The 12,988-nt window shown below is 72.6% G+C and carries 11 protein-coding genes; 6 read left to right on the top strand and 5 right to left on the bottom strand.

Features of this window, described 5'->3' with window-relative positions:
* The 5 genes from AVL59_RS55315 (at window position 1) to era (ending at window position 7,174) form a co-directional block, all read left to right on the top strand.
* Complete coding sequence (locus AVL59_RS55315; protein WP_067314304.1) at window positions 1-1,227, top strand: ATP-grasp domain-containing protein; 1,227 nt, start codon at window positions 1-3, stop codon at window positions 1,225-1,227.
* A complete protein-coding gene (locus AVL59_RS39895) occupies window positions 1,224-3,167 on the top strand; it encodes an FAD/NAD(P)-binding protein (protein ID WP_067314302.1) in 1,944 nt (647 codons plus the stop codon). The genes AVL59_RS55315 and AVL59_RS39895 overlap by 4 nt, the downstream gene beginning before the upstream one ends.
* Entirely contained in the window at window positions 3,164-4,717 is a 1,554-nt protein-coding gene (locus AVL59_RS39890; RefSeq protein WP_079147222.1) for a class-II fumarase/aspartase family protein, read from the top strand. The genes AVL59_RS39895 and AVL59_RS39890 overlap by 4 nt, the downstream gene beginning before the upstream one ends.
* 78 nt (window positions 4,718-4,795) lie before the next feature.
* A complete protein-coding gene (locus tag AVL59_RS39885; RefSeq protein ID WP_067314301.1) occupies window positions 4,796-6,013 on the top strand; it encodes a fatty acid desaturase family protein in 1,218 nt (405 codons plus the stop codon).
* 207 nt (window positions 6,014-6,220) lie between these two features.
* Window positions 6,221-7,174 carry a GTPase Era gene (gene era, locus AVL59_RS39880; RefSeq protein WP_067318321.1) on the top strand — a complete coding sequence of 318 codons (954 nt, stop codon included), beginning with the start codon at window positions 6,221-6,223 and terminating at the stop codon, window positions 7,172-7,174.
* Here the strand turns inward: era and AVL59_RS39875 are convergent.
* On the bottom strand, window positions 7,171-8,025 hold the full coding sequence (locus AVL59_RS39875; protein ID WP_067314299.1) for a helix-turn-helix transcriptional regulator: 855 nt from the start codon (window positions 8,023-8,025) through the stop codon (window positions 7,171-7,173). The genes era and AVL59_RS39875 overlap by 4 nt on opposite strands.
* Window positions 8,026-8,153: 128 nt before the next feature.
* Here AVL59_RS39875 and AVL59_RS39870 point away from each other — a divergent pair, with 128 nt between their 5' ends.
* Window positions 8,154-9,008, top strand: coding sequence for an NAD-dependent epimerase/dehydratase family protein (locus AVL59_RS39870; protein WP_067314297.1), 855 nt, complete (start codon window positions 8,154-8,156; stop codon window positions 9,006-9,008).
* A gap of 1 nt (window position 9,009) precedes the next feature.
* Here AVL59_RS39870 and AVL59_RS39865 read toward each other — a convergent pair whose 3' ends face one another.
* From AVL59_RS39865 to AVL59_RS39850, 4 genes are read right to left on the bottom strand one after another with little or no spacing between them, the layout of a single operon-like run.
* Window positions 9,010-10,263: an MFS transporter gene (locus AVL59_RS39865; protein ID WP_067314296.1), complete on the bottom strand. Its 1,254-nt coding sequence runs from the start codon at window positions 10,261-10,263 to the stop codon at window positions 9,010-9,012.
* Window positions 10,260-11,573, bottom strand: coding sequence for a GH1 family beta-glucosidase (locus AVL59_RS39860; protein ID WP_067314294.1), 1,314 nt, complete (start codon window positions 11,571-11,573; stop codon window positions 10,260-10,262). The genes AVL59_RS39865 and AVL59_RS39860 overlap by 4 nt, the downstream gene beginning before the upstream one ends.
* 58 nt (window positions 11,574-11,631) lie before the next feature.
* Window positions 11,632-11,898, bottom strand: a complete 267-nt coding sequence (locus tag AVL59_RS39855; protein ID WP_067314293.1) for a protealysin inhibitor emfourin — start codon at window positions 11,896-11,898, stop codon at window positions 11,632-11,634.
* Between the two features lie 21 nt (window positions 11,899-11,919).
* Window positions 11,920-12,981 (bottom strand): M4 family metallopeptidase, encoded by a 1,062-nt coding sequence (locus AVL59_RS39850; protein WP_067314291.1) that lies wholly within the window; start codon window positions 12,979-12,981, stop codon window positions 11,920-11,922.
* Between the last annotated feature and the right edge of the window lie 7 nt (window positions 12,982-12,988).

Here is a 12,988-nt window from a genome sequence, read left to right as displayed (position 1 = left end):
ATGCGCCTGCTGCTCATCGGCTACAACGACACCGCGCTGGCCGCCCTCGACGGCTGCCGCCCCGCGGGCAGCGTCACCCTCATCGAGGAGGAGGACCTGTGGCACGCCAAGAAGCTGGAGCCCAGGGCCGCCGCGCACCCCTGCCTCGGCACGGTACGGTTCGCCCGCTACCAGCAGGACGAGCAGTTCCTCGAAGTGGCCGCCGAGCTGGGTCCGTTCGACGCGGTGGTGGCAGGCCTCGAGTACGCGGTCCTCGCGGCCGCGCAGGCCGCCGAGGCGCTCGGCGTGGCCGGGGCGGGCCCGGAGGCGGCGGCGATCCTCCGGGACAAGCTGCTGCTGCGCGAGGCCACGGCCGCGGCCGGCATGCCGGGGCCCGCCTTCCGGGAGATACGCTCCGCTGCCGATATCGCCGCGTTCGCCGACGGCGGCCCCTGTGTGGTCAAACCGGCCGGGCGGCAGGCGAGCCTGGGTGTCGTCCTGCTCGACCGAGGGGACGACGTGGAGCGGGCCTGGCGGTACTGCACCGAGGCGGACGAGGGCCGGCAGCTGGCCCGCCGCCCCATGCGATGGCGCTATCTGGTCGAAGAGCGCCTGACGGGCCAGGAGTTCAGCACCGAAGCCCTGGTGCACGACGGCGCGGTGGTGTTCTGCAACGTGACCCGCAAGTACACCTTGCCCGGCCCCAGCCCCGTCGAGACCGGGCACACCGTGGGACCGCAGGACGAACAGTGGCGCCGCGCCGTGGAACGGCTGGTGGCCGCGGTCGGGTACGGCAGCGGCATCCTGCACGCCGAGTGGATGCTCACGGACGCGGGCCCGCAGCTCATCGAGTGCGCCGCGCGGCCGCCCGGCGATCGCATCATGGATCTGATCGACCTGGCGTACGGGATCAACGTCCACGACCGGTGGATCGGCATGCTCCTCGGCGAGGAACAACCCCCCTTCCCCGAGCCTGTCCGCGCGGCCGCCGTGCGCTTCCTGTCCGCCCCCGGCGCAGGTGTCATCGACCAGGTCCACGGTGCCGAAGCCGCCCGCGCACTGCCCGGCGTGCACCGCCTCGACCTGAGCCGTGGCCCCGGGGACGCCGTGGGCGACGTACGTTCGTCGTGGGACCGGCTCGGCCTGGTCCTCACCACGGGCGCCACCCCGGACGAGGCCGAGCAGCGGGCCGACGCCGCCCTCGCCTCCGTCGCCGTGACCCTGCGCGGCGAGGAGCTCACCCCGTGAACCGCGCCACCACGTCGCTCTGTCTCATCGGGGCCGGCCCGCGCGGCTTGTCCGTACTCGAACGGCTCTGCGCCCGGCTGCGCACGGACCGGCCCGCGGCAGACGTCATCGTGCATGTCGTCGACCCGTACCCGCCAGGTGCCGGACAGGTATGGCGCACGGACCAGCCGCTCGACCTCCTGATGAACACCGTCGCCTCCCAGGTCACCCTCTTCACCGACGACAGCGTGCGCGTCGACGGCCCTCTCGAACCCGGGCCCAGCCTCTACGAGTGGGCGCGCTTCGTGACCTTGATGGGACCGTTCGAGGACGGCGTCTTCGCCGAGGCCGTGCTCGCCGAGGCCGCCCGGCTCGGCCCCGACGACTACCCGACGCGCGCCCTGTACGGGCACTACCTCGCCTGGGTGTTCCGGCGAGTGGCGGGCCGGGCGCCGGAAGGTGTCGGCGTCCGCGTGCACCGCAGTCGCGCGGTCGCCCTCGACGACACGGACGGCGGTACCCACCAGCGCGTGCGCCTGGAGGACGGTACGGTGCTCGACGGTCTCGACGCCGTGGTGCTCAGCCAGGGACACGTGGCCGCCCGGCCGACGTCGCAGGACCGTGAACTGGCCGCCTTTTCCGCCCGGTTCGGGCTCGTGCACCACGCTCCGGCCAACCCGGCCGACGTCGACCACAGCGCCGCACGCCCTGGCGAGCCCGTACTGCTGCGCGGGCTCGGCCTGAACTTCTTCGACCACATGGCGCTGCTCACCAGCGGCCGCGGCGGACGCTTCGAGCGGCGCGGCGGGACGCTCGTCTACCTGCCCTCCGGCCGTGAGCCACTGCTGTGCGCGGGGTCTCGACGGGGCGTGCCGCACCACGCGCGCGGAGAGAACGAGAAGGGCGCGCACGGCCGCTATTACCCGCGCCTGCTCACCCCCGACACCATCGCCCGGCTGCGGCGGCACGGAGCCGAGCACGGCGGCCTGGACTTCCGGCGCGACCTGTGGCCGCTGATCTCCCGGGAGGTCGAGGCGGTCTATTACGAGGCGCTGGTCACCGCCGCCGGGCAGCCCGCGCGAGCCCGCGCGCTCGCCGCGCGTCTGCTCGCGGCCCCGCCCGCGGAGCACCCCGAGCTGCTCACCGAGGCCGGCGTGGAACCGGACGAACGATGGGACTGGGCGCGCGTCCACCACCCCTACGGGGCAAGGGAGTTCAGCGACGAGGACGCCTGGCGGACCTGGCTGGAGGAGTACCTGGAACGGGACGTGGCCGCGGCGCGCGCGGGAAATGTCAGCGGTCCGCTCAAGGCGGCGCTGGACGTGTTCCGGGACCTGCGCAACGAGGTCCGGCTGCTCGTCGACCACCAGGGACTGCGAGGCCGTTCGCATCACGACGACCTGGACCGCTGGTACACCCCGCTGAACGCGTTCCTGTCGATCGGACCGCCCGCCGTTCGCATCGAGCAGATGCTCGCCCTGATCCGCGCCGGCATCCTCCGGATCGCGGGCCCCGGGGCGCGGGTGCACGCCGACGCGCGGACGGGTGCCTTCGTCATGGAGTCCGACGTCCCCGGCGCCCGCTTCTCCGGTTCGGTCCTCGTCGAGGCCCGGCTGCCGGAGCCGGACCTGCGCACGGCCGACGACCCGTTGCTGCGCCACCTGCTGGACACCGGGCAATGCACCTCGCACCGCGTACCCGACCCCGACGACGCCGATCACGTCACCGGCGGGCTCGCCGTGACCGAGCGGCCCTACCGCGTACGGGACGCTCAGGGCCGTCCCCACCCACGCCGCTTCGCCCACGGCGTGCCCACGGAGGGCGTGCACTGGGTCACCGCCGCCGGTATCCGGCCCGGCGTGGACTCGGTGACCCTCGGCGACTCCGATGCCATCGCGGCCGCCCTGGTGTCCGTGATCGGCTCGCCCGCTGCGATCCGAGCGAAAGAGGCAATGGCATGACGAGTGGCATCACATCGGTGGCGGAACCCGCCGCCACCGGCGCGGCCTCGGCACTCCCCGTCCTCGACGAGGCCGACGTCGGCCTCCTGTCCCCCGTACGGGCCGCCACTCCCGTCGCCCGGGCGGTCGGTGACACGGCCTGGCTGCAGGCCATGCTCGACGCCGAGGCGGCCCTCGCCCGTGCCCAGGCGGCCCTGGGCACCGTCCCGGCCGAGGCGGCGAAAGCGATCACGCAGGCCGCCCGGGCCGAGTACTTCGACGTACCGGCGCTCGCCCATGCGGCCCGGGAGACGGCCAACCCGGTCGTGGGCCTGGTGCAGGCGCTCACCGCGGTGGTGGCGCGCATCGACCCCGAAGCCGCCGAATACGTTCATCGGGGCTCCACCAGCCAGGACATCCTGGACACCGGTGCCATGCTGGTCGCCGCCCGCGCGCTGCGGCTCGTACACGGGGACCTGCTGCGCATGGCCACGGCTCTGGGCGACCTCGCCCGCACCCACCGCGGCACCCCCATGGCCGGCCGCACCCTGGCGCTGCACGCGGTCCCCACCACCTTCGGTCTCAAGGCCGCGGGCTGGTACCGCCTGGTGCGGGACGCCGCGGAGAGAGTGGAACGCGTCCTCGATCACGGCCTCCCGGTGTCCCTCGGCGGAGCAGCGGGAACGCTCGCCGGCTACCTCGCGTACGGACCCGGCTCAGCGGACCCGGCGGGTTGGGAGACGGGCACGAGCGGCGGGGGCGACCGTGCCGAGGGGAACGGTGGCGCTCGCCCGGCGGACGGGACACCCGCCGCCGAGGCGCGGGACGCGGACTACGTGCTCCACCTCACCCGTGCCTTCGCCCACGAACTGGGCCTGTCGTACTCCGGGCTGCCCTGGCACTGCCTGCGCACCCCGATGGCCGACCTCGCGGCAGCGCTGGCTCACACCACGGGGGCACTCGGGAAGATCGCCCTGGACGTCCAGTCCCTGGCCCGTACGGAGGTCGGCGAGGTCGCCGAGCCGACCGCCGCCGGGCGCGGGGCCTCCTCGGCGATGCCGCACAAGCGCAACCCTGTGCTGGCGACGCTGATGCGCTCCGCCGCACTTCAAGTGCCGGCCCTGTCCGGGGCGTTGACCCAGTGCATGCTCGCCGAGGACGAGCGCTCCGCGGGCGCGTGGCACGCGGAGTGGCAACTACTGCGCGAGTGCCTGCGGCTCGCCGGAGGCGCCGCGTACACCGGGGTGGAACTGGCCCGGGGGCTGACGGTGCATCCGGACCGGATGCGCGAGAACCTCGATCTGACGGGCAGTCAGATCGTCACCGAGCGCTTGGCCGCCGCGCTCGCTCCGCGCCTGGGCAAGGCCGCGGCCAAGGCCCTCCTGACCGAGGCGTCGGCGGCGGCGGAGCGCAGCGGCCGCCCCCTCGGCGCGGTGCTTGCCGCGCGCCCGCAGGTCACGGACCACCTGACCGCCGCCGAACTCGCCGTGCTCCTCGACCCCGCTGCCTATACGGGGGCGGCGGGGGCGCTGGTGGACCGGGCACTGGGGCCGGGCATCGCGCACAGCTGACGTCGAAGCGTCCCCGGCGTCCCCGCCCTGCCCGCACTCGAACGGCGGACCCACGCACACCTACGGGAGAAAGGCTCCATGCCCTCCACACCCACCGCTTCCGTCCTGCTGGACCGGACGGATGCCACAGATCCGCGGGAGTCGATGCGGGCGCTGCCCCGTTTCCTGCAGTACCCGCTGACCGTCTTCACCGGGAAACCACTCGTCGGCCAGCGGGCATTCCGCTGGTGGACGCCCGGCTACCACCTGTTCCAGGCCGTCCTCGCCCCCGTGCTCGGAGTGGCGCTCGGCATGGCCGCGTGGACGCTGTCGGGCCCCTGGCTTCTGCTGCTCCTGCCCGGCTGGGCGATCACCCTGCACGGCATGCGCAACCTGCGGATGCTGATCTTCCACCAGTGCTCGCACCGCAATATGTTCCGTCGGCGCAGGCTGGACACGGTGATCGGCGGGGCCATCGCGTCGCTGCTGATCGTGCAGCACTTCCAGCGCTACAGCCAGGAGCACGTCAGCGACCACCATGCCGTGCACCACATGACGCTGCGCGACCCCACGGTGCAGGCCTTCCTCCTCACCCTCGACGTGCACCCGGGGATGACCCGCGCCCAGATGTACCGCAGGGTCGTTCGCAAGCTGTGCTCACCGCTGTTCCACGCGGAGTTCGCCTGGGGCCGTATGCGCTCCTTCTGGCACGGATCGATGCCCGGAGAGAAGATCACGGCACTCGCGCTCTACGGTGGCACGCTCACCTTGACCGTCGCGACCGGTACCTGGCCCGCGTTCCTGGTGATCTGGTGCGTACCGCTCTTTCCGTTGTTCCAGGTGAGCAACGTCCTCCGCCTGTGCTGCAAGCACACGTTCCCCGCTCCTGACGTGAAGGTGCGGCGCGGCAAGGAGTATTTCGGCTCCCTGACCAACGCCGTCTTCCTCGGCGAGGCGGCGCCCTCGGCTGACCTGCGGGGCCCGGTGCGTGCGAAGGCGTGGACCAGGTGGCTGCTGCGCATGACGTTCGTGCACGCGCCGATCCGCTTCTGCGTCATCACCGCCGACACACCGACGCACGACTACCATCACCGCTATCCGTCGAAGAAGGAGTGGGCGAACTATCTCTTCACCCGCCAGCACGACCTGGAGGACGGCAGCCCCGGCGGCTGGCCCCCGTACACCAGCTGCTGGGGCCTGGGCAACGCCATCGGCGCGGTCTTCGACTCCCTGTCGGCCGCGGACCCGGAGGAGTTCGACGTGCGCCGCATCCGAGAGGTGAGCAAGCGGGAACTCTTCGCGGCCTTCGACGACTGAGCGGACCTGGATCCGGCCCTCGACGCCGACCTGCCGCGGCACGGCTGCGGCAGGTCGGGTGCACGCCGGCCCTGCGGCGGCAGACCGTCCGCGACCCCGGCGATGGCGAACGTATGTTCGAAAACCCGTCGGCGCCTGTCCCACCACCGTGACCAGGGCTGTCGACACGGTACGGCGCGGCTTCGTGGATCAGGGAGAATGGTCGGCATGAGCGTTCGTACCCAGTCATCCGAGAAGCCGGCCGAGACCGTCCACCGCGCCGGCTTCGCCTGCTTCGTGGGCCGGCCCAACGCGGGCAAGTCCACCCTCACGAACGCTCTGGTCGGGCAGAAGGTGGCGATCACCGCGAACCAGCCGCAGACGACGCGGCACACGGTGCGCGGCATCGTGCACCGGCCGGACGCCCAGCTGATCCTGGTGGACACCCCGGGGCTCCACAAGCCGCGCACCCTGCTCGGCGAGAGGCTCAACGACGTCGTACGCACGACGTGGGCCGAGGTCGACGTGATCGGCTTCTGCCTTCCGGCGAACGAGAAGATCGGCCCGGGCGACCGCTTCATCGCCAAGGAACTGGCCGGGATCAAGAAGACCCCGAAGGTCGCCATCGTCACCAAGACCGACCTGGTGGACTCCAAGACCCTTGCCGAGCAGCTGATCGCGATCGACCAGCTGGGCAAGGAGCTGGGCTTCGAGTGGGCGGAGATCGTCCCGGTGTCGGCGGTCGGTGACAAGCAGGTGGGTCTGCTGGCCGACCTGATCGTTCCGCTGCTGCCCGAGGGCCCGGCCCTCTACCCCGAGGGCGACCTCACGGACGAACCCGAGCAGGTCATGATCGCGGAACTCATCCGCGAGGCCGCTCTGGAGGGCGTCCGGGACGAGCTGCCCCACTCCATCGCGGTGGTCGTGGAGGAGATGCTCCCGCGCGAGGACCGCCCCGCGGACCGCCCCCTCCTCGACATCCACGCCAACCTCTACATCGAGCGCCCGAGCCAGAAGGGGATCATCATCGGCCCCAAGGGCAAGCGCCTGAAGGAGGTCGGCATCAAGTCCCGCAAGCACATCGAGGCGCTCCTGGGCACCCCCGTCTTCCTGGACCTCCACGTGAAGGTCGCGAAGGACTGGCAGCGCGACCCGAAGCAGCTGCGCAAGCTCGGTTTCTAGCCGGCGGCTCCCTGGGGGGTCATGTCCTGCGTCCCCACCACCCTCAGCAGCTGAAGCCGTTCGTACGACTCCGTTCCCGGGCGGGCCGTGTGGAGGACGAGCTGGTGGCGGTGGTCGTCGGTGAGCAGGACCTCGCAGTCCAGTTCCAGCAGGCCCACCACCGGATGCCGGAAGCGTTTCGTCGCGAAGCGGCGTACCGCCACCTCGTGCTCGTCCCAGAGACGGGCGAACTCCTCGCTGGCGGAACGAAGTTCGGCCACCAGCGCGGCCGGCTCCGGGTCGTCGGGGCGGGCGGCGGCCACCGCGCGCAGGTTCGCCACGTGCACCCGTGCGTGTTCCGGCACGTCCTGAGGCGGAAACAGCTCGCGTCCCGCCGGGTCGAGGAAGAAGCGGCGGACCAGATTGCGCTGCCGGGGCGGCCGGGCCAGCACGTCTCCCGACAGCGCCCGTGACAGCGCGTTCTGCGCCAGCACCTCACCGCAGTCCGTCACCACCAGCGCCGGCGCGTCGTGCAGCCGGTCCAGGACCAGCAGCAGCCCGGGACGCACATGCGCACAGGCCGCCTCCCGGCGGGGCGGATCCTCGCCGGCCAGATGGAAGAGGTGGTCCCGTTCGTCGTCCGTCAGGCGCAGGGCCCGGGCGAGAGCCGTGAGCATCTGGCGGGAGGGGCGCGGGCCCCGGGACTGTTCCAGGCGGGTGTAGTAGTCCGCCGACATGCCCGCGAGCGACGCGACCTCCTCCCGGCGCAGGCCGGGTGTCCGACGGCGGGCGCCGGGGGCGAGGCCCACGTCGGAGGGGTCCAGGCGGGCACGGCCGCGGCGCAGGAAGTCGGCGAGTTCGGTCCGGTTCACCCCCTCAGCGTGCGGCAGCCCGCCCGGCTTATCCAGGGACTGCCGATCCCCTGATCGGAAGGTCTCTCCCGGTGGCGCCGGACGCGTCCGAGGCTGGAGGCATCGGACAGCCACGAGAGGAGCAGACGATGCTGACACTGGTGACCGGTACGACGGGGCAGGTCGGCCGGCGGTTCGTGCCGAGGCTGCTGGCACAGGCACGAGCGGGGGAGCGCGTGCGGGTGCTGGTGCGCGACGCGGCCCGCGGGGAGCGGTTCGCGGAGCTGGGCGCCGAGGTCGTGCTCGGGGACCTGCGGGACGAGGAGGCGCTCGGCAGGGCGGTGGCCGGAGCGGACGCCGTCGTGAACGTCGCGGCGTCCTTCCGCGGGGTACCGGACGAGGAGGCGTGGGCCGTCAACCGGGACGCCGCGGTGGCACTCGGCCGCGCCGCGCTGGCCTCCGGCGTGCGGCGCTTCGTACAGGTCAGCACGGGGCTCGTGTACGGCGTCGGGCGGGGCCGCCCGATGACCGAGGACGACGGGATCCGGCCCGGCGGCGAGATGTGGGGCGCCTACCCCGAGTCCAAGGCCGAGGCCGAGCGGGAACTCCTCGCGCTGGACGGCATGGAGGTGCGGATCGGCCGGCTGCCCTTCGTGTACGGCGAGGGCGACCCGCACCTCGCCCAGTCCCTGCGCTGGGCCGCGCACTGGGCGGCGGCCCAGCGGCTGCAGATGGGCCACCACGCGGACGTCGCCCAGGGGCTGCTGCGCCTCCTGCACGCGCCCGCGGTGAGCGGACCGGTCTACAACATCGCCGACGACGCCCCGGTGACGGCGGTCGACCTGCACCGGCTCAACGGCGCCGAGGTGCCCGCCGAGCTGTACTCCCGGACCGATCCCGATCCCTGGTCCGGCGTCATGTCCACCGAGCGGATCCGCAGGGACCTCGGCTTCCGACCCCTCTTCCCCACCGTCTGGGCGGCCCGGGACGCCGGTGCCCTGTAGTTCACTCCACGCCCCGGATGCGGCCCACCAGCACCGCCCCCGCCAGCCCGACCGCCGCCGCCACCAGGTACAGCACCCGGTAGCCGCCGAGGTACGTGACGATCGGTGCGGCGAGGGCGGGGGCCGCCACCTGGGGCAGGGCGTTGGCCACGTTGATCACACCCAGGTCCTTGCCCCGGTCCAGTGCCTTCGGCAGCACGTCCGTCATCAGGGCGAAGTCGACCGAGGTGAACACGCCGAAACCGATCCCCAGGACCGCCGACGCCACGATCGCGCCGGGCCAGGTCTGCCAGCCGGACAGCGCCGCCGTCGCCAGCGCCATCAGCACGCCGGACCAGACGACGAACGGCTTGCGCCGCCCCACCCGGTCCGACCAGACGCCGCCGGTCACCACCGTCGCCATCAGGGTCAGGCCGTTGACCGCCGTCAGGATCAGCACGCCCCGGTCGGGATCGGCGTAGTGCAGACGGTCCCGCAGGTAGTAGAGGAGGTACAGCAGCACCAGCGAGTTGCTGAGGTTCATCAGGAACCGGGTCAGCCACGCCCAGCCCAGGTCGGGATGGCGGCGCGGACTCAGCCAGAAGCCCGCCAGGAAGCCCCGCCACGACCAGGGCGGCCGGTCCGCGGGGGCCAGGCGCAGGTCCTCGTGGCGCAGCACGTACGGCGCAACGCCCACCAGCGTGAACACCGCGCAGGCCGCATAGCCGGGCCCGATCCCGCCTGCCGCCGTCGCCAGACCCGTGCCGCCGACCACGCCCAGGATCTGCGCCGCCCCCAGCCAGCCGCCCACCGCGCCGCGTTGCAGCCGGGGCACCCGGTCGGGCACGGCCGCGGTCACCGCCGCGAAGGCCGCGTTCAGCGTGAGCTGCACCAGGCACCAGCCGAGCGTCATCGTCCACGGCCCGCCCGCGCCCGCGAGCAGCAGCAACGAGAGCGCGCCGCCCGCCGTGCCGGCCACGATCCACGGCGTACGGCGGCCCCGGCGGGCGGTCGTGCGGTCCGACAGGGCGCCGAAGAAGGGGTTGGCGAGCAGGGAGACCACCGCGCCCGCGCCGGTCACCCACGCCAGCATCGTCTCCTTCGACATCCCGGAGCCGGGCGCGAAATCCCCCGCCTGGGAGGCCAGCAGGATCTGCAGCGGGCCGAACCAGCCCACCCAGATCGCCCCGTTGGCCAGCGCCAGCGCCGCGGTCCAGCCCCGGCCGACCCGTTCGACGGGCTCGGCGAGCGCGGCCGCGGCCCGGGCGGTGGTCATCTCTGCGCCCGCAGCACGTCCCGGAACCAGTGGTAGGAGGCCTTCGGGGTGCGCTTCTGGGTCGTGTAGTCGACGTGCACGAGACCGAAGCGGCGCGCGTAGCCCTCCGCCCACTCGAAGTTGTCCAGCAGGGACCACACGAAGTAGCCGCGCACGTCCACACCGGCCTCCAGCGCCGCGTGCAGCGCGCGGACATGGCCGTCCAGGTAGGCGATCCGGTCCTGGTCGTCGATGCCCTCGTAGGAGCAGCCGTTCTCGGTGATGACGATCGGCGGGAGCCGGTCGCCGTAGCGGTCGCGGAATCCGGTGAGCAGCTCCGTCAGTCCCTCGGGGACGACCGGCCAGCCGAAGTCCGTCACCGGGCGGTCCTCGATCTCCCGTACCGAGAAGGGGAGTCCGGCAGGCAGGGTGAGGCCGCCGAACTCGATCTCGGTGCCCTGCGGGGCGCCCACCCGGGTCGGCGCGTAGTAGTTGATGCCGTACCAGTCGACCGGCTCGCCGATGATCTTCAGGTCCGCCTGGACGTCGCCCGGCATCAGCTCGCCCAGGCCCTCGGGGTAGGCGCCGAGGATGACCGGGTCGGCGAACAGACGGTTGAGGAGGACGTCGTAGAAGGCCGCCGCCTCCAGGTCGGCCGGATCCTTCGAGGCGGGCCAGGTCGGGCCGTGGGAGTTGGCGATCCCGATGTCGCCCGCCCCGGCCGCGCGCAGGGCCCGCACCGCGAGCCCGTGGGCGAGGAGCTGGTGGTGGGCGACCGGGAGGGCGTCGAAGAGGAGCTGCTTGCCGGGGGCGTGGGCGCCCAGGGCATGGCCCAGCAGGGTGTGCTCGGCGGGCTCGTTGAGGGTGATCCACTTGGTGACGCGGTCGCCGAGGCGTTCGGCCACCACGGACACGTGGTCGGCGAACCGGGCCGCCGTGTCCCGCTCCAGCCAGTCCAGCGAGGCCGGCAGGTCCCAGTGGAAGAGGGTGGGGACGGGCCGTACACCCGCCGCGCACAGCTCGTCCACCAGCCGGTCGTAGAAGTCCAGGCCGCCGGGGGAGTTCACCCGGGGCCAGGAGACGGAGAAGCGGTACGCGTCCACGCCGAGACCGGCCAGGAGTGCCACGTCCTCCCGGTAGCGGTGGTAGTGGTCGCAGGCCACCGCCGCCGTCGAGCCGTCCTTCACCCGCCCCGGCCCGGCCGTGAACGCGTCCCACACGGACGCCTCGCGCTCGTCGGCCGCGCCCTCGATCTGGTGGGCGGAGGTCGAGACACCCCACAGGAAGCCGGCCGGGAAGCGGGGGATCGGGTTGCCTGCATCAGTCGCCATGGCCGGGATCATCCTTACCCCCGGTAACGTAAGTCAACGCCCCGGAGCGAACCGCCGGCTAGGCGCCCTCCTTCAGCACCCGTGACACCAACTCCCGTTGCTCCTCGGTCAGTCGGGGATCGGCCGCGTACACCGTGCGGCCGTCCACCGTGATCTCGTAGCTGAAGCCGTCCGGGACCCCGGCCGGCGGCGTGCCCCGGCCGGACGCGAGCACACGCTCGGCCAGGGCCTGCCACTCGGCGGCGTCGGGCCGGCCCGAGGTGTCCACCTCGGCCCGGCGCTCGATGCCCGCGAAACCGCCCGTGCGTCGTACCTGAATATGCATGGGTCAGTGTCTAGTACGGAACTAGAGCGTTTGCACCCCGACCTGCTCCCAGGCCTTCTGCACGGCCTGGATCTCGTCACCGGCTCCGTACCGCTCCCGGGCCGCCTTCACGGTCAGCGTGGCGAAGTCGGCGAACTGGGCGTCCGTCCCCAGTTCGCCGCCGGTCAGCACGTCGTACCAGATCTGCCCGGCCCGCTCCCAGGCGTTCCCGCCGAGCGCGGAGGCGACCAGGTAGAAGGCGTGGTTCGGGATGCCGGAGTTGGTGTGCACCCCGCCGTTGTCACGGCTCGTCCTGACGTAGCCGTCCATCGTCGCGGGCTGCGGGTCCTTGCCCAGGTTCGGGTCGTCGTACGCCGAGCCCGGAGCCTTCATCGAGCGCAGCGCCTCGCCGTGGACGTTCGGCCCGAGCAGGCCCGCGCCGATCAGCCAGTCGGCCTGCTGTGCGGTCTGGCCCAGCGCGTGCTGCTTGATCAGCGAGCCGAAGACGTCCGACACGGACTCGTTGAGCGCTCCGGACTGGCCGTAGTACTCAAGGTTCGCCGTGTACTGGGTGACGCCGTGGGTCAGCTCGTGGCCGATCACGTCGATGGGGAGGGTGAAGTCGAGGAACAGCTCGCCGTCACCGTCGCCGAACACCATCTGCTCGCCGTTCCAGAAGGCGTTGTCGTACTTCTCGCCGTAGTGGACGGTCGCGATCAGCGGCAGTCCGGCGTCGTCGATCGAGTGCCGGTCGTAGACCTTGAGGTACAGGTCGAACGTGGCGCCCAGGCCCGCGTGCGCGCGGTTGACGGTCGCGTCCTTGGAGGGCGGGTCCTGCTCGGAGTGGACCTTCTCGCCCGGCAGGGTCTCGGTGTGATGGGCGTCGTAGATGGTGCGGTCCGGCTTGCCGGACGGGGTGCCGGCGGGTGCGGCCGCGCCCCGCGCTGCGGTGATCCTGCGCCGGGTGCGGTGCAGGGCGTCGTGCTCCAGGGTGCGTTGTGCGGCGTCGGCGACGGCTGGGTCCTCGTGCTGGGCGAGCCGGTCGAGGACGTGCGGCGGCACGATCGGGCAGAAGACGGGCTCAAAGCCCCCGTTGGTCGTCATGCCCGGC

The sequence above is a fragment of the Streptomyces griseochromogenes genome (assembly GCF_001542625.1).
Lineage (GTDB): Bacteria > Actinomycetota > Actinomycetes > Streptomycetales > Streptomycetaceae > Streptomyces > Streptomyces griseochromogenes.
The sequence above is the reverse complement of the archived record's forward strand: the minus strand, read 5'-3'. Positions and strand labels throughout refer to the sequence as shown.

Excerpts from the sequence above, each read along its gene's own strand:
- AVL59_RS39850 (WP_067314291.1), bottom strand. The coding sequence starts at position 12,981 with ATGACGACCAACGGGGGCTTTGAGCCCGTCTTCTGCCCGATCGTGCCG.
- AVL59_RS39890 (WP_079147222.1), top strand. The coding sequence starts at position 3,164 with ATGACGAGTGGCATCACATCGGTGGCGGAACCCGCCGCCACCGGCGCG.
- AVL59_RS39885 (WP_067314301.1), top strand. The coding sequence starts at position 4,796 with ATGCCCTCCACACCCACCGCTTCCGTCCTGCTGGACCGGACGGATGCC.
- AVL59_RS39855 (WP_067314293.1), bottom strand. The coding sequence starts at position 11,898 with ATGCATATTCAGGTACGACGCACGGGCGGTTTCGCGGGCATCGAGCGC.
- AVL59_RS39865 (WP_067314296.1), bottom strand. The coding sequence starts at position 10,263 with ATGACCACCGCCCGGGCCGCGGCCGCGCTCGCCGAGCCCGTCGAACGG.
- AVL59_RS39870 (WP_067314297.1), top strand. The coding sequence starts at position 8,154 with ATGCTGACACTGGTGACCGGTACGACGGGGCAGGTCGGCCGGCGGTTC.
- AVL59_RS39860 (WP_067314294.1), bottom strand. The coding sequence starts at position 11,573 with ATGGCGACTGATGCAGGCAACCCGATCCCCCGCTTCCCGGCCGGCTTC.
- era (WP_067318321.1), top strand. The coding sequence starts at position 6,221 with ATGAGCGTTCGTACCCAGTCATCCGAGAAGCCGGCCGAGACCGTCCAC.
- AVL59_RS55315 (WP_067314304.1), top strand. The coding sequence starts at position 1 with ATGCGCCTGCTGCTCATCGGCTACAACGACACCGCGCTGGCCGCCCTC.